The sequence below is a fragment of the Pseudomonas sp. W17 genome (genome assembly GCF_040268305.1).
GTDB lineage: Bacteria > Pseudomonadota > Gammaproteobacteria > Pseudomonadales > Pseudomonadaceae > Aquipseudomonas > Aquipseudomonas protegens.
This window is the reverse complement of record NZ_CP158490.1, coordinates 2,557,778-2,582,419: the sequence shown is the minus strand read 5'-3', so window position 1 is coordinate 2,582,419 and position 24,642 is coordinate 2,557,778. Positions and strand designations below refer to the sequence as shown.

Below are 24,642 nucleotides of genomic sequence, written 5' to 3'. Positions count from 1 at the left end.
ACGACGACAAAGCGAGCGCAGCAATCTCAAGAATGCCTATCTATCCGATTCAAAGCACAATCGACACCAACCTTTATCCCATCCATTAGCCCGGGCATCCGCGAACGCCAAAAGTAAGCTCGCCACCGCAATACCGAAAGCAAAAGGATTGCTCCGTCACTGAAAAAATGGGGATTTACTTGAAGCAAAGAATGATGCCACCATGACATCATTCATAAACGATGATTCGATATGTCCGCTAAGATACCTAGTAAACTAATCCGTCATTACAAAAAATAGCTCGACGACAGAAGCACCAAATGAGAGACAAGGAATGGTCAATCTAAAAGATATAAATAAATTTATCGCCGTTGACATTGAAGACTACAAGCACTGCCTAGACTCCGTTGAGCATACACAGACCATTAAAGGCTTAAATGCAAAACTTAGATTTCATCATTTAAAATTTGATGGCAACGGTCGACCAATGTCCAAAGCTCTCGCGGAGCTTTTATATCAATACATCATTCACTATTGCATTGCCGCTAAAAACAGGCCTTCAGCCATCACTGCAAAAGAGTCTGCACAATTAATAAAGGAAGCACGCAAACTGTTTCGTCACCCGGACATCACAGATGATAGTCCAGACAAAACAGGTGAAGCCGGAGAAGCACTGTTATTCTTTCTAATGGAGTCAATAATACAGGCCCCACAAATAGTCTCTAAAATGGAGCTAAAAACCAACAGAAAGCTTGAGGCAAATGGGTCCGACGGCATCCATGCAAGATGGAATGAAGAGGATGAAATCGTAGACTTTTATTTTGGCGAATCAAAGTTATACCAAAAGATAGATGACGCGATTATATCTGCATTGAAAAGCATCGAAAGCTTTCATTTAGATGAAATCTATAAGCACGAATTTACAATGATAACCAAGCATTTCAAATATGCTGAGCCAGAGGTTCAAAAAGCTGTCACCGAACATATAAAACTGGGTGAACCTGGACCTGGGGCTCGAATAAATCATGCCTGTCTAATTGGGTACAACTGGGACGCTTATGACAACAAGAACAACAAAAGCAGTAGAGAACTCGCTCAGGAGTTTAAAGAAAGACTAATTCTCGAGACCCCAATAATTGCAACACAACTAGATAGGAAGCTAGAAAATTTCTCAAGAAAGCATCTTTGCCTAGAGGTTTTTTTTATTCCTTTCCCTTCAGTGCAAAATTTCAGAAACGAATTCAACGAAGCCTTAGATTGATATGGATATTAATACAGAAGACTTTCAGAATGACATCAACAAACTTTTCATCTATAGCACTTTGCACTTGCTCCCCGCCCATACAGAGCCAAAGAAAATATCCTCCATTGAGTCCAAAAGACTTATTGGTATCGCATCAATTTTATCCATATCCGACATACCCGATGAACTATCACTTGCATATGAAATCATTAGCAGATTGATAGAGTGCGATTCAGATAACAAAGAAGACATAGCTAAAGCCGCGGATATTATCCTCTCGAGAATTGGAAATTTCCCTGGACGAGAGCTTCTGAGAAAACGTTACAAAGTACTTGATAGCTTTTCACCAGCGATAACTCTTTCACTAGAGAGACTAGCAAGAGAGATTGAGAACACGACTGAGGAAGGCATAACTCTAACCGACTTCCAACATAGATTCTATACAAACCTTGAAAAACAGAAGTCTCTGAGTATTTCAGCCCCAACCTCAGCAGGAAAGTCCTTCATACTCAACCTAGACTTAATTAGGCGCCTCGAATCCGGAAAAGAGCAGAACATAGTATATATAGTTCCCACCAGAGCATTAATTTCCGAGGTCTCAGCCCGAATAAGAAAGACAATAAAAACCAGAGAAATTACCGGTGCAATCGTAAGAACCGCTCCATTCCCTACGAAAGACAACGCTCAAATAAAAAATATTATTTATGTTCTAACCCCTGAGCGGCTACTTAGTCTTCTTAAGCCTGAAAATAATACAAAAAAAATAACTTCAATATTCATTGACGAAGCCCACGAAATCCAAAAAGGCAATAGAGGAATAGTACTGCAGAGCGCCGTCGACCTTGCATTAAGTCTACACCCTAGCGCATCAGTTCTATTTGCGAGCCCTCTTGTAAGTAATCCCGGCTACTTCTTGAGCTTATTCGGAAGGCAAGACGAAGGATTTTTCTTTACAGAAACCATATCCCCCGTATCTCAAAACCTACTATTAATATCCGAAGTAAAAAACCAGCCAAGCAAAATCAGCACATCATTACTGGCTGCAAATAGAACCATTGATTTAGGGATAACACCTATAAGCTTCAGATTTAGAGGTTCCAAATCCGAGCAAAGAGCAAGATTAGCAAATGAAATAACCTCAAACACCGAATCCACTATTATCTTTGCTAATGGTCCCGGCGATGCCGAGACCGTTGCGAAAGAGCTGCTCGAAATAAATAGAGACTATATTGCTTCGGATGAAGTAAAGGATTTTATTAACTTCATACGCACCGAGGTACATGAAGAATACCCTTTGGCAAAAACTTTAGAGCATGGCGTTGCCGTACACTATGGCGATATGCCTTCAATTGTTAGATCAGGTGTCGAAGAACTATTTAAATCTATGGAAATACGTTTCCTATGCTGCACTAGCACACTGCTTCAAGGAGTCAACCTACCAGCAAAACACATAGTAATTGAGAATCCACACAGTGGAAATAACCCAATGTCAAGATCAGACTTTCTCAATTTATCTGGCAGGGCAGGTAGGCTCCTACAAGAATTCCATGGAAATATTTGGTGTATACGACCGAGTGAATGGACCGAAGAATCTTACACTGGTGAAAAACTACAGGAAATTAAATCTTCAATGTCCAAGTTAATGGATGATGGCGGAACGATTATTGAAGAGCTAATTTCAGGAAATATCGCAGAAGAATATAAAAACCTCGCCGAAGCCGGTTTTAGTCGACTTTACCAAGAGTTCAAGATGCTCGGAGAGGAAGAAGTAGTTTCAAAATACGAAACAAAAGACAACACTGAAACCCTAGCAAAAAATCTAGAACACGTACGCAATGTATCTATAACTCTGCCCCAAGAAATACTAGACTCACATAGCAGCTTAAGACCTGACCATCTACAAAGTCTATATGATAAACTTTTCAGCGCAGTTTACACGGACGAATTTTCTTTAATAAACCCCTTTCTAAAAGGAGGATATGAAAGAATGAGCAACGCCATAACTATTATATCCGAAATCTTCGGATGGGCTGAGAACCAGAAGTTTAGAAACTCCATAGTTTATATATCTCACCAATGGGCAACAGGAACAGCCATATCCACCCTCATAAGGGAGCGCGTCAACTACGTAAAAAAAGATGATGAGTCAGCAAACACATCAGCAATAATAAGAGGACTACTAAAGCTAATTGAAACAGAAGTAAGATTTAAACTTGTAAAATATTTTAGCGCCTTTGAAGACATAATAAAATACTGCCTGATTGAGAAAGGCTTTAATGAAAACGATGCAAAACAAGCTCCATACCATACATTTCTCGAATTTGGCTCATGTTCCCCTATCGAACTAAGCCTTATGTCGCTAGGCTTTTCAAGGTTCACAGCATTGCGTTTGAAAAACTCTGTCAACTGGGGCGAAACCGAAGAAATTGAAGACTACCTCCTTATACTTTCAAAAGTAAATATCTCCAACCTAAAGATGCCTAAAGTTTGCCTTAAAGAGATAAATGATATTCTTGGCCAGCAATAAATATTATCCAAGACCATCTAAACCACTGTGAGCGCATTGAGTGAGTAACTTTCGCCCCCAAACAAAATTAAGACTTTTTTGAAAACACCAAAATTTAGCCTCATCTAAAATTTCCGCTTATAATTGGCCGCTTTGAGTTTTCAACCCAAAGCGGACAATTAGATGCGGGACGATTGATAATCGCCATGACACAACCACTCAAACATCGCCTCCAATACACAGTTGCACCGTTCAAGCGTGGCCCCTATAGTTCGCCCCTCGCGGCAAAATCCGCGAACGACCTTGGCCGGTCGAATTACAACGACGCATCAGCGTCCAAAACACCATTGCAGACGCTTTTTTTGTGCCTGCGATTCTGTGTTATGGCGGCTGTGTGCGGGACACCTTCGGGTGTGCCGGTGTCGTTGTAACCGGTCGGCCAACCCTCGCACAGCTGCCACCCTCAATTTGCTTGGCCGCAAACGGTGGAAGCTCTACAACGAGTAACGACCATGGACGATCAATCGATTTCCCGCTTCTCCCCCGTCGACACCCACGACGCCAACCAAGCCGTTTTCTACCTCGACACCCAAGCCTCCCTGAGCGATCTGGCCAGCAGTGCGGCCCATCGTTTCACCGTGGTGCGGGATCTGATGGACACGCTGTCCACGCTTAACCTGAAAGACATTGCCGACTGCGATCTGACGCGGGTCACCCGAGGGGTGCATCTGCTCACCCGGGAGGGTTGCGCGGTGCTGGAGGTGATTCAGTGGCGAACAGAGCAAGAGGCCTGCACGCCATTGAACTCAGCAAGCGCGTAAAACGCGCATGGCTTTGCTTTGGCTTTTGATTTTCCTGGCTATTCAGGAAGCCGAGCGCAGGCGTCAGCAAGGGCTGAGGTATGGCTTACGGGCCAATTCGCCGGCAAGCCGGCTCCTACGAAAGCGCGTAAAACGCGCTCGGTTTTGCTTTGGCTTTTGATCTTGATCTTCCTGCCCTCTCCAGAAGGCCGAAGTGAGGGAACGCCGAGCCTAGGCGAGGCGCCGGATGCGGGGGCAGGAGCCCTTTGCTTACTTTGGGCTGGGCCAGCATTCCGGCTTTTCCAAAGTAAGTCGCTGTAAGAGCGAAAAACCCTAAGCGGCCATGACCGCAGCAACGGATATCTACACAGAACCGTATGAAGTCAGGTGGTGCGAGCGCCGACCATTCGAAAGCCCATGAGAGAAATCGTTATCTGGACGACCAGAACCAGACACAGCAATACCGCTGCCATTCCCCAGTCACCGTGGTCGGCAATAACCCCCAACGTCGCGATCATTATCGTGGCGCCAATATTGCCGACTAACCAGAAAATTGAGGTCGCCGTCCCAGACCTGGAGAGTCCGGCAGTGTCGGCTATCAGTTGCAGCAGAAGAGGCAGCGGAGATAACAGCGCGGCACCGATCACGATCCCTGCCAGGCTCAATATCCAAGGGGAACCCGAGGTAAAAAGCAGTACCGTGCCGCCCCCTGCCAACAATGAAACCCCGGACAGAATGCCCCCCACGCTTGCACCGCTGCGCACCAGTAAAGGCATGAACGTCATACCCGCGATACCACCGGCCAACATCAGAACAACGATAAATCCTGAAACCTGGGCATCGATCCCCTGACGCAACAGGATCGGCTCCAGCCATGTCGTAATGGCGGAGAAATAGCCGTTGGTTAAAAAAATCATCAGCAAAACAGCCGTGAACGGAGCCGTGCGCAATAAATCGATACCCTCCGCCAGTAAACGGCCGCCGGACTTGGTCGGGGCGGACGTTGTTTGCACAAGAGGGCCATCTCGCGGGACATAAATGAAGGTCAAGAGCGCAATCAGCCCCAGGATCGCGACGTCAATCAACAACGAACTGCTGACGTTCCCCTCCTCCGTCAACGGGACAATCATGAACGCGGAGCCTATACCCAGGAAAATCACCATACTGAACAGCGTCGTGACCCGCACATGTTCGTCTTCAGAAAACCAGGTGATCATCAACTTGACGAGCAGCGACATGGTCAAGGGTTGAACAAACCCGAATAACAGTTGGCCGGCAAGCAGGTATTCATAATGGGGTTGTAACACCCGGATCAATGCCGCCAACAACATGGCAATGGCGGTGATACGCAAGGCTGTTTGCACCGATATCCGGTCAATCAGGCCACCGCTGGGAAGTGCCAGCGGTAATGCAAGTGCCGTCACCGCCAAAGACAGTGAACCGACTTCCCCATAAGTAATACCGTACTGGGTGGACACCTGATCCGTGATAGGCGCAAAGCGCATCCATTCATACTGGGTCAACGCCAGCATGCCGGAGTAAATACAAAGAATACGGTAACGTACTGGGATCACTTTAATCTCCCGCAAGAAGACACAAGTGAAGTCCGGGGCGAATGCGCCGGACCTTGAGTTCACACTGTGCAATCAAAACGCCCTCATAGGGCATTGGTTGTCAGCAACCTTAATGCTTGATTCCGGTTGCCAGGCTCCAGTCACCGTATTGCGTGCGGGAAACTGTAATATCGCGAAAACCGGCGATCGTCAGCAGCTCCCTTATCTCGGTCTCTGACAATTGCTGACCCTGGGTCCATAGCAACATGTTCGCGTTATAAGCCGCGACATTATGTGGGCCGGTCTTGTCTTTATTAAAAAACATCTCATGAAGAATGATACGGCCGCCGCTGGGCAGTGCATCAAAACTCTTTTTGGCCAGAAACAGACACTTGTCCAGCGGCCAATCATGAAAGATATCACTGTAAAGATGCACATCGGCGGCTGGATACTCAGACGCCCAGATGTCTCCTTTATGGGTTGTGATGCGCCCCGCCATCCGGTACTGCTCGACGTAGGTATCGGCAATATCGCAGACATAGGGAAGATCAAAGATCACGGCATTCAGTTCAGGCCATTTCTCCAGCACACAAATAGAGTGAACACCCGAACCACCGCCCACATCCAGAAGACAGCTATACCCGGACAGATCAATCCGACCCGACCAGGCCCGAGCCGGTCCTTTGCTTTTACTGTGCATCGCCTTGGTGAAAATTTCGCTGTGTAACTGGTCCTGCGCATTGTTCTCAAACAGATCCGTCTCACCGAACAACCCGGACTCTCCACTGAGCATCGACTCTTTGAAGAATGCATAAGAGAACGCATCTTCTTTGTGGCGTGCGGATTGCAGAACCCCACTGAACGAGGTCTCCGACTTTCGAGTCAGAAACGCTTGCGCCAAAGACGTCAGGCCATAGCACTCCCCACTCTTCTCAAGCAGCCCCTGACTGGTGCACATAGCCACAAGCGCCTGTGCGGCCCGAGGTGCCAGTTCCAATGCCGAGCCGATTTCACCCAGCCTCAGCGCTTTGCCTTCAAGCAGATCAAACAGTTTTACTTCATCCGCAAAAAACAAGGTGTAGGTATTGATAAACCCGAAGTAGATATCAAATATCTGTTTATCACTGTGATGCTCCGTGTGCCCTGTACTGTCCATGTAGATGCATATCCCATTTCAAAAATGCCGTTGAAGACCATCAACGATGCCATGACAATAAAAACCCTCAACAACACGATCAAACGCCAGCCTGGCCTCATGCGAAGCGTTGCCCACCAGGTAACCATGTGAACAGGCCTTCAACATCTCGATATCATTACAACTGTCCCCGAACGAGATGACCCTGGCGGGGGAAATCTCATGTTTCTTGACGATGAAATCGACCCCCTGCTTCTTTCCGCACCCCGGGTGCATGATGGCTACATCGTAGACATTCTCAGGGTCGCCGGCGGCGGCACTGGCGTAGGTAATCGAGGCCTCAAGACCAACCTGCAAACAGAGTCTATGGATCTGCTCGATGGCGATCGCTTCATTGCCATCGGCATTCAAGTAATAACCCCGAATGCGTTTTTGCTGGAAAGCCTCCGACTGCAACGTCAACTCAATACCCTCTTGCTCGAACAGGGTGCTCAGCCTTATGACCCGCTCTGCAAAGGTGCCTGCGCCTTGTAACGGCCAACCCTCATCCTCCAGAACACGGTCCGGGTGATTCCAGTACAACTCGGTTCCCAGACTGGTCAGTGCAAAGTCCCAGGGAAACTCGGGGTATCTCTTCATCTTGTCCAGGACCACCGCTTGACTGTTTCCCGTGGCCCAGCCAAATAACAGGTGGTGCTTGCGTTTCAGTTGATTCAAACAGCTTTCCAGTTTGTCTATCCCGGCATCCGCCTCTCGAGACGACAAGACCGGCATGAACGTCTCGTCAAAATCAGAAACTATCAACCAGGTGTCTTTGCTCGTCATACCTGCTCACTCTCTGATGAGTCCCATGGACTGTGAGGATATTTCAATCCGGGAAAACTCCCCGACCGCTCCCTCGGAAAAGGGCGACTGCACACTAAACCCGACGCGCACTTCATCCGGGCAGTTGCTCACATAGAACGCCCGATGAAACACCACGGCACCCTCAGAGCCACTCAGATAACACGAGAACACATCCCCACTTCGCGAAATGAACAGCCGCACCGGCTCATCGTTTACCTCGATGCCATTGACTTCATCGCTGTAGGGCGATGAATGCACCGATACGATCTTCTTGTTGCTGCCGTACTCTTCAATACCGAACTTCAGCTTGTGCAGCCCGACTTCAAGAAAGAGCCCTGCAGCATCAAACTTGGCCAGGCTGAATAACTTGATGTCAGCGCCAAGGGCAAACTCTCCCGTCACCGACGTGAGCAAAGTGCCCAAGCTGTCCACCGTATGAAGCCCTGGAATATTGAACGAATCGCTACCGGGTTCGCTTCGCATTTTCAGAACCGGCGCTACATAACGCACCTGTGCGCAATGCTCGGCAGCGAACACACGATCACTGATCCTCAGTACGGTGTTCGGGTCTTCGCGCAAAAGAGGCGTAGTGCCAACGGTGTCATCCATACAGGTTCATTCCGCCATCGACCGACAGGGATTGAGCCGTGATGTCTTCGTTCTCCAGCACCGCCAGACAGAACCGGGCAATGTTTTCCGGGATCTGTGTACGACCCAACGGGATCAGGCCCTCCATGCGAGCCCACAAGTCATCCAGAGACTCGTTGGGCTCGATGAGGCGGTTCTCCAGGTACTTCCACATATTGGTTTTGACGATGCCGGGGCAAACGCAGTTGACCCGGATATTGTGAGTGGCCAACTCCAGCGCCAAGGCGCCAGAGAAGCCCTGCAACCCGGCTTTCGCGGCGCAGTAGGAAGATATTCCAGGAAAGGCGACTTTTGCGGCAATGGAGCTGATGTTCAGGATCGCGCCGCCCTTGCCTCTCTGGATCAGTGCGCGGGCAGCTTCACGCGACGTCAAGTAAGGTGCTGTAAGGTTGGTTTGCACGATCGCGTCAAACTCGCTCAGCGATGATTCAACCGTGTTGATCAGGTGGCTGCTGCCAATGGCGTTGACCAGGCCGTAAAAGTGCTCTGACTCATGGACAACGCCCGCTACGGCTTCTATGACCTGGGCTTCAGACGTTGCGTCGACCGCAATGGCCTTTACCGAAAGCCCTTGCTCCGCAAGATCCGCCGCCAGCGTGCGAGCCGCCTGATAACCACTGACATCCTGAGTTTGATAGTGGTTGATTGCATTGGGTGTCCGGTCGGTATCAAAGATGTAGACATGAACACCTTCTTTGGCCAGTACTTCAACAATCGCGGAGCCGATGCCTCTGGCACCGCCCACGACGATCATGGTTTTACCGGACAACTTGCCTTGCGCTTTATTTCCCTGCGTCATAAACCACTGCTCCTCAATCCATAGAAAGCCCGCCGAACCCTATACAGGGCTCAGAAAACCAATAAGTAGTTGAAACTGCATTTAAACGTGTGAAGTCTAATTAACTAATGCGTACGGCGGATCAGCCAACAATGCACCCAGTGCTCGAGGTGCAACATTTGCCTGGAAAGTCTCGGTTGTTGGCCACTCATAGGCATCACCGGAAACCTTGCGAACTCGAACCAGCAACCTGGACTCAATGTATTCAGCCAGGTTGAAGCGACCACTGTTATGTTCTACGACAATAATTTCGGCACATTGGCTCAGCATCTCTTTAACCAGCTCAAGATCCGGCCGAACGGACAGGAACCGGATATGCGTGCATCTTTTTGTCGTGGCGACCTGAAAGGCTTCGTACGCCATCGACTCCGATGACACTATCAATGAACCGGCGGCAAACTCGGGCTGAAAAATATAGATATCTTCAGACAGCTTCCGGTACCTCTCTCTCAGGGCACACACTCTTTCCATGGGCTGGTCGTACATTAAGTACAGGCCGTTTCCACCCTGTGCTTTCTGCCGATGAATACAGGCCAACAGATCGAGAGGGTCTGTCAGTTCGTATACGGTTTCTTCCGTCAGCAAGCTGAATACGGTTGAGGCGTACGTAGCGCCGCCCCACACACCGTTCTTCCGAGCGCCAATGACATGCAAATTACGACAGGCAATCAAAGCAGAGTGCAGTACATCTATCGCATTGAGGTAATATTTGTCATCGGTCAGGACAAACTTCAGTTCATCATCCGGGCACCCCATCGCGCAAGTCAGCAACGCTGACTCGGCCAGGCCGGTGTTGCAATAACCGGACAATGACTTAAGGCCAAACCGAGCGGCCAGATCCGCAGTGAATACATGGACAGGTGCCCCTGAGCGAACTTCTTCGATAATGTCGGCCGTTCGACTGCAACTGGAAGCTTTCCTCAGATCATTCTTCTGCTGATCGTCCGTTGACGTCATCAAACTCTGATGGCTGGCACGTTTGAAGGAGTGAACGCCTTTTTCGGTATGACAGATGATCGCGGCCGAGCGATGGTCCTTCTCTGCCTGGCGAATGTGTTCACTGATCGCCTGGGTGTCGTGTCCATCCACTTCATAAACATCAGAGAAGTAGGCGGCCAAATACTCCGGCCTCAACTTCCCGGGAAGTGGGTCAATCCCTCTGCCATTGTTGTCCACTATCAACGTCAGGTTCTTGACCTCAAGTTCGCCAATCAGGCGAATCGCCTCGAAAGACACCCCTTCGTTCAACTCACCGTCACCCGCCACACAGATAACACGTGCATCACGATTGGTATTCGCCCGCCCCAACGCAATGCCCACGCCCTCGCCCAGGCTATGCCGCATGCTGTAGGCAAAACCGTAGTGTTTATTGACAACAGCTGGAATCTTGTCGTGAACCGCAGCCAAAAAAGCCAAAGGCATACCGTTGAGCACATGACGATAAGCATAAAACAATGGCGCAATATGCCCCCTGCCAATCACCAGATCCTGATTGGCCACCCCTGCCGCATTGCAGAGTTCCAATGCAAACAGTGCTTCGGCAATGTTCAGTGACGACAGGCAAGATGCCAGGGTTCCGTAACCGGCAATTTCATGAATCCGCTCCAGGCAGACCCTTACGTCTGAATAGAACGGCGTAAATTGTCTGGCGATGGCTACCGACAGTTCGTTGATCGTCTGGCACTTCGACGACTCGGCAATACCGACTTCAATTTCCTCATTGGCACGCACATACTCATCGGCCGTCAGGTACGCCTTCCGTTTATGCAGGCTTTGACGAATGCCATATAACGGCGTCAACAGGCTGGCAACTGGCTCGAGGTCATAACTGACTAATTGATTCATTCAACACCTCGAACACGTCACTTAGCGTTTCTTCTGACATGATGTAGGCGGGCGCCAGGCAAGCCCAATCTTCCTCACCTCGGATAATCAACTTCCTTTCAAAGCACAGCCCACCCAATTTCTTGCCTGCCTGCTCCCCAAGGCTTGAGTCCAGGGTTATGCCGATCAGCAAGCCGTGGGATTCAATTCGGGCGATCCGCTCATTCCCGGCGATTTCCTGACACAGCGCCTGAGTCTTTGTAATGAGTTTTTGTAGCTGCCCTGCGGCCTCTATCTGTTCCAGCACGCGCATCGACGCATTGATGGCCGCAATCGAAACCGGGTTGCTTGCATAGGTATGCGAATAGGAAAACGGGATCCACGGTTCTGGCTTGTCAAACACCGAGGCGATTTTATGGGATGTCGCCATAGCGGATGCCGGGTAATAACCACCGCTGATGCCTTTCCCGAGCGCGACGATATCGGCAGAAACCCCAAACTGATGGGTATTCAAGAACTCTCCGGTTCGAGAGGCGCCGGTCACGATTTCATCGGTAATCATCACAATATCGTAACGGTCACACAGTTCACGAATACCGACCAAGTACTCGCGGGGAGTTTGCCGCATCCCTTTCAAATGGTTGACCGGCTCGAAAATAATGCAAGCGATCTGCTCCGCACCATAATGAAGAATAATATTCTCCACATCCGCCACGCTGTGCATTTCCAACGCCTGACCTTCGTGAACGACAGGGAATGGCGGGTTGATCCGAATCGTGTCGTAACCGCTGCAACGCAGGTCCTTGAAATCGTTCCTGCCGGTAATACTGTGGGCCCCCAAGGTGGCGCCGTGATAGGAGTGCTTGCGGCAGATCACTTTCTTCTTGAACGTATTGCCTTTGCGCTGGTGATATTCCAAGGCCATGGCAATCGACGACTCAATGGCTTCCGAGCCGCTGTTGACATACAGCAAGCCGCCATCTTCCATCTTGGCGCGTTTGAGCAGCAGCTCTGAAGTTTCAAACAGCTCGGACGAATAGAAATGATCCTTGGGGTGGAAAGGCAGATCCGTCAACGTTTTGGAAATATGCTGCTTGATGGGGTCGCACGAATACCCGAACGGTACGTTAAACATGCCCGAAATCGCATCCGTGTAGATGCCACCCTCTGCATGAACACTGACATCTTTAACAGAGCCAACAATTTGGTCTTTCACGCGTGACTGATAGACAAACATCCCTTTATGCCCTTTATTGATTAGATCGGATAAACCTGAGAACCAGCGCCCAGCACTTTGCTGTGTGGCGGAACCGACTTTGCCACGACAGCACCTGCACCGATAATTGACCCCTTACCCACTGTGACGCCCGGCAAGATTGTTGCGCCGCCGCCAATCCATACATCATCTTCAATGACTACAGGTGCACCCGATTCTATATAACGACGCCGCTGCTCAAGATCCTTGGCATGGTTAGAGGTATAAATACCGACATGAGGCCCGATAAACACACGGTTCCCGATGTTTATTTCAAACGCATCGAGGAACACCCCATTGGCGTTAATAAAAACACCGTCACCAATGTTTATGTTCGAACCAAACTCACAAAAGAAATTGCCCCACTGTTCAAACCCCTCACCCACTGACCCGAACAGGAGTTTATAAAGCGGCTCCCGACCATCAGGGTTATTGCTGATGGAGGAACACAAAGCACGGGCGATGCGCCTACGGGCAACTAAAGCAGGTTCCGCCGCATCGAATGTCATGAACTCACGCATACGCCACCCTGTACACACGGGCGTAACAGAGAGCACTCATGCCGTGCTGATCGGCAAGTAAACGGGGGCAAAAAAAACAGTCATTAGTTCCGCGCCTGCCACTACCACCAACAACTAACGCCCACACTTCCCCAATAGCCTGATTCCCTTCAGCCATCATCATCTCCATCTACTATTTATTTTTTAAATATACTTCAGAACTTTCTGAAATTTTTCCACCTTCTACACTCGCCACCAGCGCTTTGCAAATTCGTTATTACGTCAGTCGTATTGTTCTGTCACTGTTTTCAGGGCCTGTTACTTTCGTTCTGGATTGAGTGTGACGGCGCCGATGGGCTGCCAATTACGCGTCGCACCTGACCAGCGATGCGTAGGTTGATAAGGGACTTGCTGCTACCGAGCCCAGCAAGCACTGCTGAAGGAAACGCTGAGCACACATCAGGCACGCATGGCCGATCTGGATCAGCGCTTTGAGGTGTGCAAGCGTTTCACGGCCTGCTGGCAACGTTGCTATGACGGCGCCATTTTCTACCTCGACACCCAAGCCTCCCTGAACGGCCAGCCCAACCGTCCAAGGCCAAAAACCACCCGGAACGACATGTCCCGACACATAACTCCAGACAGACAATTCAACCTGCGCCATTATGCGCCTGGAGTTATAAAGCACCTCTCGCCCCGATAAGGAGATGGAGGTGCAAAGCAGACAGTTGATCAAGGAGCTTGAAGCCACAGGATGGGTGCTGGAGCGAGTCACCGAAAGCCATCATCTGTTCAAGCATCCTTACAGGCCCAACACCGTTCCGGCGCCTCACCCGAAGAAGGATCTGCCACGGGGTACGGTCAGGGCCATCAGAAAACTGGCTGAACTGATCTAGCTCCCGCCACCTTCGCACCTATTGAGGAGATCCCCGTGCAATATCCCATCTGCATCGAATGGGGCGACGAACACACCGCCACCGGCATCCAGATTCCTGATATTCCCGGCGCAGTCACCGCCGGCGACACCTTCGAAACCGCCTACAGCGCGGCCATCGAGATTGCCCACGTCATGCTCGGAGAGCGGGCATGGGCTGGGGCATGCTGGAGATCGACATCACGCCTTACCTGGGCAAGACCGAAAAGGTCAACGTGACCCTGCCGGGTTATGTCATCCAGCAAATCGACCGCTTTGTCCGCGAGCACAACATCAAGAGCCGTTCGTCCTTCCTGGCCGATGCCGCGCTGGAAAAGCTCGGACGCTGAAAGCGGCTGCAGAGAGCAGGCCGAGCGGTGTGAGGCCGGTTGTGGTTGCTGCGCAACCCAGCGGGAGCAAGCTCCCTTGCCACAGGGGTGTGGCCTGCCAAATGGTGAGCGCTGCCATAGGAGAGACTCCAGCCTCAGCGGCCACAACCCCCACCTCACCCAATCACCCGCCCCAACCGCACCGCCACGCTCACCGCCTGCTCCGCACTGACCACATTGGTAAACCCCATCACCAATCCCTGCCTCTCCCCGCCCCCCAGATACCACTGCGACAACGGCTCCACCGCAATCCCCACCGCCCGAGCCCGCCGGGCAATCTGCACATCGTCCCCCTCCCCCAGCCCAGCCACCACATGCATGCCACCGGCCTGCGGGTCTATCTGCAAGCGGCCACCCACCTGCTGGTGCAACGCCTCCACCAGCCATTGCCGCCGACGCGCATACAGGCCACGCATTTTGTTCAGGTGCCGGGCAAAGTGCCCCTCGTTGAGAAAGGTCGCGACGGTCGCTTGCAGCAGGTGCGGGCAGTGGTTGTGCAAACGATCGGCCTGGCGGGCGAACGCTGGGGTCTGTTCGGCGGGCACCACCAGGTAGGCCAGGCGCAGCCCCGGAAATAGGACTTTGCTGAAGGTGCCGGTGTAGAGCACTCGGCCCTGCTGGTCGAGGCTCTTGAGGGCCGGCAAGGGCTTGCCCTGGTAGCGGTATTCGCTGTCGTAATCGTCCTCGATGATCCAACTGCCTTGACGGTTGGCCCAGTCCAGCAGGGCCAGGCGCCGCGGCAGGGACAACGACACCCCCAGCGGGCTCTGGTGGGTCGGGGTGACCACGGCAAAGCCGGCCTCTGGCGCGCGAGCGATACCTTGTGCGACGTCCAGGCCTTGATCGTCCACGGGCACCGGCACCAGCTGCGCGCCGGCTTCCAGCAGTGCGTTCCTGGCCATGAAGTAGCCGGGCTCCTCCAGCCAGCAGGTAGCGCCTGGGCGCATCAGCGTGTGGCTGATCAGGTCGAGGCAGGCGCGGTAGCCGGCGCAGACGAAGATCTGCTCTGGATGGCAGGAGATGCCCCGGGAAATCCCCAGGTAGGAGGCAATGGCCGCCCGCAACGGGGCGTAGCCGCGCGCGTCCGGGTAGACCAGGCCTTCGACACCCGCCTGGCGCAGTTGCCGGCCCGCCAGGCGAGTCCAGAGTTTGCGCGGAAAGGCATCCAGCGCTGGCAGGCCCATTTGCAGTGCCAAGGGCGAGGTGCCGGCATGGGTAGCTTGGTGGGTCGTTGCAGCCACTGGGGCACGCTGCGCGGGCGCGCAAATCGGTGCCAGTTGCGGGGTGACAATGGTCCCGGCGGCCCCGCGAGCAATCAGGTAGCCCTCGCCTATCAGCAGCTGGTAAGCCGCTTCCACGGTGCCTCGCGCCAGGTTGAGCTCCGCCGCCAAGGCGCGTACCGCCGGCACTCGGTCCCCCGGACGCAGACGACCATCGGCGATGGACTCGCGAAACCGCTGATAAAGCTGGCGATAGATCGGCGCCGTCTGGCTGCGGTCCAATTCGAAAGGAAGGATCATGGCCTAGTCATTTATGCATTTTTTGGCCCTGTAGCTTAAGCCATCTGCCTTCTACAGTGGGTCATCTCTTTTCAGCGGATGACGGACATGCCCTACACCCTTCAACACCTCGAAAGCGAAGCGGCCCTGGTGGCCAGTTTCGACTTGATGCGTGTCTTGCGCCCCCACCTCACCAGCCCGGCGGCCTATGTCACCCAAGTAGCCCGGCAAACCGAGCAGGGCTATCGCTTGCTCGCCGCGTGGGACGCCGAGCGCATCGTCGGCCTGGCAGGCTACCGCGAGCTGGAAAACCTGCTCTACGGGCGCTTCATCTACGTCGATGACTTGGTGGTGAGCCCGGAGCTGCAGCGCAGCGGCTTGGGTGCGCGGCTGCTGAGCGCCGTGCGGGATGAGGCCGTGCAGCGTCAATGCGCTCACCTGGTGCTGGATACCGGCCTGCATATGCCCCTGGCCCAGCGCTTCTATTTCCGCCAGGGGTTGCTGGCCCGCGGCATGCACTTCACCGAGCGACTTCAGGGTGGGGAGCCGGTATGAACACTGTTCTGTTGATCAACGCCAGCCCCCGTGGCCAGGTTTCCCAGGGGCACCGGCTGGCACTGGAGCTGGTGAGCTCCCTGCGCCAACGCTATCCGCACCTGGAACTGGTCGAGCGCGATCTGGGGGCCAATCCGTTGCCGCCCCTGGGCATGGACTACGCCCACGCCCTGACCACCGCCACACCCTTCGATGCGCCACTGTTCGAGGTGTCCGAAGGGCTGATTGGCGAGTTGGAGCGCAGCGATGCCCTGCTCATTGCCACGCCCATGCACAACTTCACCCTGCCGGCCGCGCTCAAGCTGTGGATCGACTACGTGCTGCGCATTCACCGCACCTTCAGTTCCGGCCCGGAGGGCAAGGTCGGCCTGCTCAAGGACCGCCCGGTGCATGTCCTGGTCAGTTCCGGCGGCTTTCACCAGGGCGAACGGGCACGCCAACCGGACTTTCTCACGCCTTACCTGCGCCAGGTGCTGAACACCCTTGGCCTGTTCGACCTGCAGTTCACTTATCTGCAAGGGTTGGTGTTCGGTGACGAGGCGGTGCGTGCAACCCTCGACGAGGCCCGCAGCGCACTGTCCTTGCAGCCCCTGTTCAACCCTCTCGTTTGTGCCTGATTACTTTTTCCCTATCGGAGTTTCACCATGAGCCAACTCAGACTGCCCTTTGCCACTTTGTCGCCGGCCGCCTATCAAGGCCTGCTCGCCACCAACACCGCCCTGGTCGCAAGCCCCCTGGGCTTGCCTCTCGTGGAACTGGTGTTTTTGCGCGTGTCGCAGATCAACGGTTGCTCGTTCTGCCTGGGCAAGCACTCACAGACCCTGCGCGAGTGTGGAGTGGCGCAAGACAAGCTGGATTGCCTGGCCGGCTGGCGCGTCAGCGAACTGTTCAGCGAACGCGAGCGTGCAGCCCTGGCCTGGACCGAAACCCTCACCTACGTCCACGACAAGGGCGCGCCGGACGAGCTCTACGAACCACTGAAAGCGCACTTTAGCGAGGTCGAAATTTCCGACCTGACCTTGGCCGTGTCCTTGATGAATGCCTTCAACCGGCTGGCGGTGGGCATGAAGCTCTGAGAGCGAGGCTAACGTTGGCGGGGTTGGCTGTTGATCTTCCTGCCCCTGCGCACAGGAGGGTCGAAGGCAGGCATTGAGCCGTGGCCAACCCGGCAGGATGCCGGGTTGGCCGCCACCCGCCCCCAGGTGCACGCGGTAAGAAGGTGCCTGCGCGTCATCGTTGGCGAGCTTCGCTGGCAAGCCAGCTCCTACAGGGGAAGCGATATCAGGTCGGCTCGGGGCCTCTCCTGCTCTATGCGAGAAAAGCTCCGGTGGCGCCGGCATCGGCCAATGCAAACAGCAGTTCTTCCAGCGCTTCTGCTGGAACCGATCCCAAGTCAATCTTGAACCGGTACCCCTCCTCCGTAGCCTCCGGCTCCGACACAAAGTGCACTACCCCTTGCAGACCTTCTTCGGTCGGCGGGTTTTCATCTTCGCCATCGAACCACGCAAAGAACCACGTGCGAATCACTTCAGAGGCCTGCTCAAGGCTCAAGCCTTGCACTTCCAGGGGCAACCAGTCCCAGCCAAAGGGCGAGATCCCCACTGCCATCTGCTCAATCGCAAAACGCACTGGCTCAAAGCCCAGCTCGGCTTCGGAGTCGACCTGCACCGGTTCCCCACTCTCGGCTGCAATCACGTCCACCCGGCAAGGTGTGGCCATGGCTCCTTCAACCGCCAGCGAGCCGTCGCTGTTCCGGTAGGCCGGCTCAACATGCGCGGCCCCCTCTGCGGCGATACGCGCCAGGGTCTCGACATAGGGTTTACGAATGGCGGCAAGCAGTTCGCTGACGGTCATGGATCTGATGACTTCCTTGGCATGGGGCTCGTCGAGGGCGCTGTCTTCGACGAGCGGATAATGGCTGGCTGAAAAATCCGTCGCAATAGTGCATTGGCCGGCAGTGCACGTCCATGAAAAGCCCCTCCTGCCGAGCCAGAGCCGCGGCTCGACAATTTTTGGCTTGCTCTATACATATGGATATCCGTATATTCGATTTTCCACATATAAGGAGCGAGCATGATCACGCCTCCCGAAGTCTTCAAAAGCCTGGCCGACGAAACCCGTGTGCGCGCCACCCTGCTGATCGCCGATCAGGGTGAGCTGTGTGTCTGCGAGCTGATGTGTGCACTCGACGACAGCCAGCCAAAAATCAGCCGCCACCTGGCGCAACTGCGCAGCAGTGGCTTGCTGCTCGATCGCCGTCAGGGCCAATGGGTGTATTACCGCCTCAACCCCGAGTTGCCGGGCTGGGTCCAGGAGATTCTGCAGGTGACGGCCAAGGCCAACGCCGCTTGGCTCAAGGACAATGCCGCGCGCCTGCAGAACATGGATGGCCGCCCGGTTCGCGAAGCCGCCTGCTGCTGACCCCTATCGAGTGAACCTGCATGTTTGTCGCTGTGACTGTTTTTCTCTTCACCCTGATTCTCGTCATCTGGCAGCCCAAGGGCCTCGGCGTCGGTTGGAGCGCCACGTTCGGCGCAATGATCGCGCTGGCGCTGGGCGCGGTATCGCTGCAGGACATTCCCACGGTGTGGGCCATTGTCTGGAACGCCACCGCGACTTTCATCGCGGTGATCATCATCAGCCTGCTGCTGGACGAGGCCGGGTTCTTCGAATGGGCCGCCCTGCATGTGGCGCGCTGGGCCAGGGGCAGCGGCCATCGGCTGTTCGCCTTCTGCGTGCTGCTGGGGGCGGCGGTGTCGGCGCTGTTCGCCAATGACGGCGCAGCGCTGATCCTCACGCCCATCGTCATGTCGATGCTGCTGGCGCTGCGTTTCAGCCCCGGGGCGACCCTGGCCTTCGTCATGGCCGCGGGCTTCATTGCCGACACCGCGAGCCTGCCGCTGGTGGTGTCCAACCTGGTGAATATCGTGTCCGCCGACTACTTCCGGCTGGGGTTCGCCGAGTACGCGGCGGTGATGCTGCCGGTGAGCCTGGCCAGTGTCGCCATGACCTTGCTGGTGCTGTTCCTCTATTTCCGCAAGGACCTGCCGCCACGCTACGCCCTGGATGCGCTGCCGCAACCTTGCACGGCGATCCGTGACCGGGCCACCTTCAGGGTCGGGGGCTGGACCCTGCTGATGCTGCTGGTCGGGCTATTCGCCCTGGAGCCCCTGGGTATTCCCATCAGTGCGGTGGCGGCGACCTGTGCCGCGCTGCTGTTTGCCGTCGCCGCCAAGGGCCACCGGATCTCCACGCGCCGGGTGCTGCGCGAGGCGCCGTGGCAGATCGTGGTGTTCTCGCTGGGCATGTACCTGGTGGTGTACGGCCTGAAGAATGCCGGCCTGACAGACCTGCTGGCCCAGGTGCTGAACCGCCTGGCCGAACAGGGACTGTGGAGCGCCACCCTGGGCACCGGCCTGCTGTCGGCGCTGCTGTCCTCGGTGATGAACAACATGCCCAGCGTGCTGATCGGCGCGCTGTCGATACAGGCCAGCGAGGCGCAGGGGCTGGTGCGCGAGGCGATGATCTACGCCAACGTCATCGGCTGCGACCTGGGCCCGAAAATCACCCCCATCGGCAGCCTCGCCACGCTGCTCTGGCTGCACGTGCTGGAGCGCAAGGGCCTGCGCATCACCTGGGGGTATTACTTCAAGGTCGGCGTGCTGCTGACCCTCCCGGTTCTGCTGGTCACCCTTTCGGCCCTGGCCCTGCGCCTGAGCCTCTGACAGCCGCCCAAAGCGGCAGGAGCCCCCCATGCGAGTCCTGTTCATGTGCACGGCCAACAGTTGCCGCAGCATTCTTTGCGAAGCCCTGTTCAACCATCTGGCGCCCAAGGGGTTCGCGGCGCTCAGCGCCGGCAGCTTCCCCAAGGGCCAGGTGCTGCCCCGCAGCCTGTCGACCTTGCAGCAGGCCGGCATCGCCACCGACGGCCTGTACAGCAAGGGCAATGACGCCTTCGCCGACAACCCGCCGGATATTGTCATCACCGTCTGCGACAAGGCGGCCGGTGAAAGCTGCCCGGTGTATTTCGGCCCGGCGCTGAAGGCCCATTGGGGGCTGGCGGACCCGTCCGATGTGCGCGGTGAAGAGGCAGCGATCGACGCCGCGTTCCGCGCCACCCTGGCGCAGATCGAACAGCGCTGCGCAGCCTTCTTCGCACTGCCCTTCGACCACCTCAGCCGCGATCAGCTCAAGACCGAGCTTGATCGCATCGGCACGCTTTAAGGAGGCCCCATGTCCGAGCACCTGCCAAACCTGGATTTGCGCCTGTTCGATGGCGCGCCCACTTCGACGCCAGACGAGCACAAGCCGCGCATCCTGTTGCTCTACGGTTCCACCCGCGAACGCTCCTTCAGCCGGCTGCTGGTCGAAGAAGCCGCGCGCCTGCTGGAGCATTTCGGTGCCCAGACGCGAATCTTCAACCCCTCCGGCTTGCCCTTGCCCGACGATGCCCCGGCGGACCATCCCAAGGTCCAGGAACTGCGGGAGCTGGTGCTGTGGTCGGAAGGCCAGGTCTGGTGTTCGCCAGAACGCCACGGGGCGATGTCGGCGGTGTTCAAGGCGCAGATCGACTGGGTTCCGCTGGAGCTTGGCGCGGTGCGTCCGACCCAGGGCAAAACCCTGGCAGTGATGCAGGTCTGCGGCGGCTCCCAGTCGTTCAACGTGGTCAATCAACTGCGGGTGCTCGGGCGCTGGATGCGCATGTTCACCATCCCCAACCAATCCTCGGTGCCCAAGGCCTACATGGAGTTCGACGACGCCGGGCGGATGAAGCCTTCGCCGTTCTACGACCGGGTGGTGGATGTGATGGAAGAGCTGGTGAAGTTCACCGTGCTGCTGCGCGACCGGCAGGCGTTTCTGGTGGACCGTTATTCCGAGCGCAAGGAAAGCGCCGAGCAATTGATGGCCCGGGTCAACCAGCGTTCAATCTGAGGGACGCAACAGCCTATTTGCAGCCAGCGCCTGCGCCGACAAAAACCTGTGAACCCGGATTTCAAGAATGGGTTTGGGCAGGAGCACGCTGGCTTGCAAAACACTCGCCGACGCCGCATTGATTCGCTGAGTGCGCATCATCGTTGGCGGGCTTCGCTGGCAAGCCAGCTCCTACGGAGGAACCAGACCACCGTAGGGCAAAAAACCGCGCTCAAACCTTGAACCGTGCCACCAGCCGGTTCAACTCGATCGCCAGGTTGGCCATCTCCCCGCAGGCGCTGGCCGTCTGGCTGGCCCCCGCCGAACTCTGGATCGATAGCTCGCGAATGCTGGTCAGGTTCTGGTCCGCCTCGCGCGCCACCTGGGCCTGCTCTTCCGAGGCGGTGGCGATCAGCAGGTTGCGTTCGTTGATCTGGGTAATCGCCTGGGCGATCTGCTTGAGGGACAGGTCGGCGTTCTGCGCCACGGAGATCGAGCTGCTGGCCATCTCGGCGCTGACGTTCATGGCGCTCACCGCGTGGGTCGAGTCGGCCTGGATCGCGCTGATCATCTGTTCGATTTCCTGGGTCGACTGCTGGGTGCGGTGGGCCAGGGCCCGCACTTCATCGGCCACCACCGCAAAGCCGCGGCCCTGCTCGCCGGCGCGGGCGGCTTCGATGGCGGCGTTGAGCGCCAGCAGGTTGGTCTGCTCGGCAATCGCGCGAATCACTTCCACCACTTTGCTGATGTCCTGGGCGCGGCTGGACAGGGCCTTGACCTGTTCGCCGGTGCTGGTCACGTTGCCGGCCAGGCCTTCGATGGCCTTGAGGGTCTGGGCCACGTTCTCGATGCCGGAGCGGGTGAACTCCATGGACTCGCGGGACGACTGGGCGGCGGCTTCGGCGTTGCGGGCCACCTCGTCCACCGCGGCGCTCATTTCGGTCACCGCGGTGGCCGCCTGGCTGACTTCGTCGTTCTGGCGCACCAGCCCGCGGCTGGCGTCTTCGGTCACCGCGGTCATTTCTTCCGAGGCCGAAGCCAGTTGGGTGGAGGAGTCGGCGATGTGAGCGATGGTTTCCCGCAGGTTGGTCTGCATCTGCGCCAGGGCGGCCAGCAGGCGGCCGGCTTCATCGCGGCCACTGACACCGATCTCCCGGGACAGGTCGCTGCCGGCAATGCGTTCGGCCACGGCCAGGGCGTCACTGATGGGCGCGGTGATGCTGCGGGTCAGCACCGCCGCCAACACCACGGTGAGCACCACCGTCACCCCCATCAACACCAGCACCAGCGTCAGGCCGCCGCTGTAGACGGAGGCAGCAGTGATCCCCGCCTGCCTGGCGCCCTCGTCGTTGAAGTCCGAGAGTTTGTCCATCTTCTCCTGCATGGCGTTGGTCATGGGGCTGATGCGGGTGTTGATCAGGGTGATGGCCGCGGCGTTGTCGCCACTGCGCAACAGCGGCTCCAGCTCGTCCACCAGCTTGAAGTAGGCCTGCACATCGGTCGCTACAGCCTGGTACAGCTCACGCTCCGCCGGCCCGGTGATCAGGGGTTCGTACTGGCTGATGGTGTTCTGCAGGGTGGATCGATAACCGCTCAACGAGGCGATACGGGTCTGTCGCTGCTGTTCGTCGGTGGTCACGGTGATGCGGATGCTTTCCAGACGCAGGCGCAAGACGCTGGTTTTCATCTTGCCGATCTCGCGGATGCTGGTCATCCAGTTGGTCTCGACATCCTGCTCCGCGTCTCGCAGCTTGCCCATTTGCAGCACGGCGACAATGCCCAGGGCGAACACCACCAGGACAATGAGCGAGAAAAAGGCGGCAGACCTTGGAGCAAGATTCATTGTCCTGACGTTCATTTTTTATCTCTCTAATAGAATGGTCGGTACTTCCCTGCTGTCATTCCACGCTATCGACTGAGTGTCAGAGAGCTGCAAACAAGCCAACGACTGGGTTAGCGACCCACCCGGCACGGCAACGTCGATACTCACTCGGGTCAATCCAGGCCTGTCGGGATCGCAGGCCCCACTCCGTCCCCCTGCGCCCATGTCCACCTTGGCGGGTGAGCATCAGTTAAGTCGAATAACGCGGCCCGCGCCGTCTCGATTTCTCTGGGCAATGGCACCTGGAGCTCGGCATCTATCCACGGGGGGGCCTAACAAGCCATAGCAGATGATGGCGTTTTGTCACTGCCATCGATCCGACCGCTCTTGAAAGCCGCTCGGCCAAGTTGCGCCTGAACGGGGCAAAAACCGACTGCCCACTGAAGAATCCAGCCGCTACGGCATACAATGCCGCCCCAACAGTCATCGATATCTGGGCCATCCCCAAATCCGCGCCCGACAGCCTGCTGTTGATCATGGTCGACCCTCTCGAATGGGGTGACGAAGCGGCACACAGCGAACACCTGCTCCTGCTGCAGGAGAAGATCAACACCTACATTACCTTTATCGAAAGTGAAGAGATCTACAGCGAAATTCCCGATGCCTGCGGCAAGCACCTGATGATCCGGGTACTGGGTTTGCACGAACTGCCCGAGCAGGTCGATTGGTTTTTCAAACGTATTGGCGAGCTCCTCAACGAGCGCGGCATCGGCTTCGATTTCGAGCTGAAAGTGACCGAAGAGGCTCCCGGCCCGGGCACCGAGAGCGAGCCGGCGCCAATGAACTTCTATTTGAACTCGAAATACTCTCTCATCATTGCAATGGGCTTCATCGGTTCCACATTCAAGAAACCCAACACCTCAAGAAACCACGAGAGGTTATCTCCCAACACACAAATATCGTCCTCATCATTCGCCAGCAGACAAATGGCCAGTCGTGCCTTCAATACCTCCCGATCCTTGAACCCTCGTATTGCCCCTTGCTCATCGATTTTTGCCCACCAGAGTGCAGCCTGCGCCTTGCAGCGCTCAGCAGGAATTTCCCCGGCAACATAGACTTTCGCCAGGCGCAGAGGATCCTGCTCGCAGTCGCAGAACTGGATATCCAGTTCCTCCAGAACCTTGATCAGGAATCCGAGCTGGTGTTTGAGCGCAGCAGAGCTTTGAGTGGCCCGAACAATGGAGCCGATATTGAATTTCTTGAAGTCATCCGGATTCATGCATCAACCTTGAAACTGAGTAAAGGATCACGACGATGGGCCCTGATCATCAGCGGGAACGCGCACATCCTATGGCCAACTATCCATTACGCAACGGTTGTTGGAAAATCGCCGGGGCGGTTCTCGCCATCAGGGCCCGGCCCGGCC

The 24,642-nt window shown here is 55.4% G+C and carries 23 protein-coding genes and 1 pseudogene; 13 read left to right on the top strand and 11 right to left on the bottom strand.

All coding sequences use genetic code 11. From position 1 onward, the window contains the following. Positions 1-313 precede the first annotated feature (313 nt). The 3 genes from ABCR88_RS12010 to ABCR88_RS12000 all read left to right on the top strand — a co-directional run bounded on the left by ABCR88_RS12010 (position 314) and on the right by ABCR88_RS12000 (position 4,549). Entirely contained in the window at positions 314-1,240 is a 927-nt protein-coding gene (locus tag ABCR88_RS12010; protein ID WP_350404612.1) for a DUF1837 domain-containing protein, read from the top strand. Position 1,241: 1 nt separating this feature from the next. Beyond that, positions 1,242-3,749 (top strand): DEAD/DEAH box helicase, encoded by a 2,508-nt coding sequence (locus tag ABCR88_RS12005; protein ID WP_350404611.1) that lies wholly within the window; start codon positions 1,242-1,244, stop codon positions 3,747-3,749. A 491-nt stretch (positions 3,750-4,240) separates the two neighbouring features. Continuing rightward, positions 4,241-4,549, top strand: a complete 309-nt coding sequence (locus ABCR88_RS12000) for a hypothetical protein (RefSeq protein WP_350404609.1) — start codon at positions 4,241-4,243, stop codon at positions 4,547-4,549. Positions 4,550-4,911: 362 nt separating this feature from the next. Here the strand turns inward: ABCR88_RS12000 and ABCR88_RS11995 are convergent, their stop codons facing one another. The 8 genes from ABCR88_RS11995 to ABCR88_RS11960 all read right to left on the bottom strand — a co-directional run bounded on the left by ABCR88_RS11995 (position 4,912) and on the right by ABCR88_RS11960 (position 13,148). Then, positions 4,912-6,102, bottom strand: a complete 1,191-nt coding sequence (locus ABCR88_RS11995; RefSeq protein ID WP_350404608.1) for an MFS transporter — start codon at positions 6,100-6,102, stop codon at positions 4,912-4,914. Between the two features lie 109 nt (positions 6,103-6,211). After that, positions 6,212-7,237 carry a methyltransferase gene (locus ABCR88_RS11990; RefSeq protein WP_350404607.1) on the bottom strand — a complete coding sequence of 342 codons (1,026 nt, stop codon included), beginning with the start codon at positions 7,235-7,237 and terminating at the stop codon, positions 6,212-6,214. A gap of 18 nt (positions 7,238-7,255) precedes the next feature. Continuing rightward, the gene (locus ABCR88_RS11985; RefSeq protein WP_350404606.1) at positions 7,256-8,041 is read right to left on the bottom strand and encodes an HAD-IIB family hydrolase; all 786 of its coding nucleotides are present in this window, start codon (positions 8,039-8,041) and stop codon (positions 7,256-7,258) included. 6 nt (positions 8,042-8,047) lie between these two features. Beyond that, on the bottom strand, positions 8,048-8,671 hold the full coding sequence (locus ABCR88_RS11980; protein WP_232644300.1) for a DUF1349 domain-containing protein: 624 nt from the start codon (positions 8,669-8,671) through the stop codon (positions 8,048-8,050). Continuing rightward, positions 8,664-9,509 (bottom strand): SDR family NAD(P)-dependent oxidoreductase, encoded by an 846-nt coding sequence (locus ABCR88_RS11975; RefSeq protein WP_350404604.1) that lies wholly within the window; start codon positions 9,507-9,509, stop codon positions 8,664-8,666. Before ABCR88_RS11975 ends, ABCR88_RS11980 begins: the two co-directional genes overlap by 8 nt. Positions 9,510-9,605: 96 nt before the next feature. Continuing rightward, a complete protein-coding gene (locus tag ABCR88_RS11970) occupies positions 9,606-11,393 on the bottom strand; it encodes a 1-deoxy-D-xylulose-5-phosphate synthase N-terminal domain-containing protein (protein WP_350404602.1) in 1,788 nt (595 codons plus the stop codon). Then, a complete protein-coding gene (locus ABCR88_RS11965) occupies positions 11,371-12,609 on the bottom strand; it encodes an aminotransferase class III-fold pyridoxal phosphate-dependent enzyme (RefSeq protein WP_350404601.1) in 1,239 nt (412 codons plus the stop codon). The genes ABCR88_RS11970 and ABCR88_RS11965 overlap by 23 nt, the downstream gene beginning before the upstream one ends. Before the next feature lie 20 nt (positions 12,610-12,629). Further along, positions 12,630-13,148 (bottom strand): sugar O-acetyltransferase, encoded by a 519-nt coding sequence (locus ABCR88_RS11960; protein ID WP_053150430.1) that lies wholly within the window; start codon positions 13,146-13,148, stop codon positions 12,630-12,632. Between the two features lie 692 nt (positions 13,149-13,840). On the opposite strand from ABCR88_RS11960, the gene ABCR88_RS11955 reads away from it, so the two are divergent. Both ABCR88_RS11955 and ABCR88_RS11950 read left to right on the top strand, forming a co-directional pair. Next, on the top strand, positions 13,841-14,023 hold the full coding sequence (locus ABCR88_RS11955; RefSeq protein ID WP_041752740.1) for a type II toxin-antitoxin system HicA family toxin: 183 nt from the start codon (positions 13,841-13,843) through the stop codon (positions 14,021-14,023). A gap of 35 nt (positions 14,024-14,058) precedes the next feature. Continuing rightward, positions 14,059-14,309: pseudogene (locus tag ABCR88_RS11950) on the top strand (type II toxin-antitoxin system HicB family antitoxin); the annotation flags it as partial. 236 nt (positions 14,310-14,545) lie between these two features. On the opposite strand, the gene ABCR88_RS11945 reads toward ABCR88_RS11950, so the two are convergent. Then, positions 14,546-15,949: a PLP-dependent aminotransferase family protein gene (locus tag ABCR88_RS11945; RefSeq protein ID WP_350023878.1), complete on the bottom strand. Its 1,404-nt coding sequence runs from the start codon at positions 15,947-15,949 to the stop codon at positions 14,546-14,548. An 87-nt stretch (positions 15,950-16,036) separates the two neighbouring features. Here ABCR88_RS11945 and ABCR88_RS11940 point away from each other — a divergent pair, with 87 nt between their 5' ends. From ABCR88_RS11940 to ABCR88_RS11930, 3 genes are read left to right on the top strand one after another with little or no spacing between them, the layout of a single operon-like run. Beyond that, complete coding sequence (locus ABCR88_RS11940; RefSeq protein ID WP_350404600.1) at positions 16,037-16,483, top strand: GNAT family N-acetyltransferase; 447 nt, start codon at positions 16,037-16,039, stop codon at positions 16,481-16,483. Then, complete coding sequence (locus ABCR88_RS11935) at positions 16,480-17,100, top strand: NAD(P)H-dependent oxidoreductase (RefSeq protein ID WP_350404599.1); 621 nt, start codon at positions 16,480-16,482, stop codon at positions 17,098-17,100. Before ABCR88_RS11940 ends, ABCR88_RS11935 begins: the two co-directional genes overlap by 4 nt. Positions 17,101-17,127: 27 nt before the next feature. Continuing rightward, a complete protein-coding gene (locus ABCR88_RS11930; protein ID WP_123723265.1) occupies positions 17,128-17,559 on the top strand; it encodes a carboxymuconolactone decarboxylase family protein in 432 nt (143 codons plus the stop codon). Positions 17,560-17,791: 232 nt separating this feature from the next. On the opposite strand, the gene ABCR88_RS11925 is transcribed toward ABCR88_RS11930, so the two are convergent. Next, positions 17,792-18,337 carry a hypothetical protein gene (locus tag ABCR88_RS11925; RefSeq protein WP_232644292.1) on the bottom strand — a complete coding sequence of 182 codons (546 nt, stop codon included), beginning with the start codon at positions 18,335-18,337 and terminating at the stop codon, positions 17,792-17,794. A gap of 219 nt (positions 18,338-18,556) precedes the next feature. Here ABCR88_RS11925 and ABCR88_RS11920 point away from each other — a divergent pair, with 219 nt between their 5' ends. The 4 genes from ABCR88_RS11920 to arsH are packed head-to-tail and all read left to right on the top strand — an operon-like array spanning position 18,557 to position 21,415. Further along, on the top strand, positions 18,557-18,904 hold the full coding sequence (locus ABCR88_RS11920) for a metalloregulator ArsR/SmtB family transcription factor (RefSeq protein ID WP_232644291.1): 348 nt from the start codon (positions 18,557-18,559) through the stop codon (positions 18,902-18,904). Positions 18,905-18,924: 20 nt separating this feature from the next. After that, positions 18,925-20,208: an arsenic transporter gene (locus ABCR88_RS11915; protein ID WP_350404597.1), complete on the top strand. Its 1,284-nt coding sequence runs from the start codon at positions 18,925-18,927 to the stop codon at positions 20,206-20,208. A gap of 28 nt (positions 20,209-20,236) precedes the next feature. Further along, positions 20,237-20,707, top strand: a complete 471-nt coding sequence (locus ABCR88_RS11910) for an arsenate reductase ArsC (protein WP_350023873.1) — start codon at positions 20,237-20,239, stop codon at positions 20,705-20,707. A 9-nt stretch (positions 20,708-20,716) separates the two neighbouring features. Continuing rightward, the gene (gene arsH, locus ABCR88_RS11905; RefSeq protein ID WP_041117166.1) at positions 20,717-21,415 is read left to right on the top strand and encodes an arsenical resistance protein ArsH; all 699 of its coding nucleotides are present in this window, start codon (positions 20,717-20,719) and stop codon (positions 21,413-21,415) included. 211 nt (positions 21,416-21,626) lie between these two features. Here arsH and ABCR88_RS11900 read toward each other — a convergent pair whose 3' ends face one another. After that, positions 21,627-23,252: a methyl-accepting chemotaxis protein gene (locus ABCR88_RS11900; protein ID WP_350404596.1), complete on the bottom strand. Its 1,626-nt coding sequence runs from the start codon at positions 23,250-23,252 to the stop codon at positions 21,627-21,629. A 371-nt stretch (positions 23,253-23,623) separates the two neighbouring features. Here ABCR88_RS11900 and ABCR88_RS11895 point away from each other — a divergent pair, with 371 nt between their 5' ends. Then, positions 23,624-24,331, top strand: coding sequence for a DUF6572 domain-containing protein (locus tag ABCR88_RS11895; RefSeq protein ID WP_332840608.1), 708 nt, complete (start codon positions 23,624-23,626; stop codon positions 24,329-24,331). Positions 24,332-24,642 lie beyond the last annotated feature (311 nt).